The sequence below is a fragment of the Duganella lactea genome (assembly GCF_009857505.1).
In the GTDB taxonomy this organism is placed as follows: domain Bacteria; phylum Pseudomonadota; class Gammaproteobacteria; order Burkholderiales; family Burkholderiaceae_D; genus Rugamonas; species Rugamonas lactea.
The window spans coordinates 1-248 of record NZ_WWCP01000135.1 but is presented as its reverse complement, the minus strand read 5'-3'; the positions used below and the strand labels follow the sequence as shown (position 1 = coordinate 248).

Here is a 248-nt window from a genome sequence, read left to right as displayed (position 1 = left end):
GCGAACGCGGCGAACTGAAACATCTAAGTAGCTGCAGGAAAATAAATCAACCGAGATTCCCAAAGTAGTGGCGAGCGAAATGGGAAGAGCCTGTACGTGATAGTCGGACTGATAGTGGAACGCTCTGGAAATGGCGGCCATAGCGGGTGATAGCCCCGTACACGAAATCAGACCGGTGGTACTAAGCGTACGACAAGTAGGGCGGGACACGAGAAATCCTGTCTGAATATGGGGGGACCATCCTCCAA

Annotated in this window: 1 rRNA gene; it reads left to right on the top strand. The window is 52.4% G+C overall.

Features of this window, described 5'->3' with window-relative positions:
- Positions 1–248: ribosomal RNA gene (locus GTP44_RS27035) — 23S ribosomal RNA — on the top strand; the annotation flags it as partial.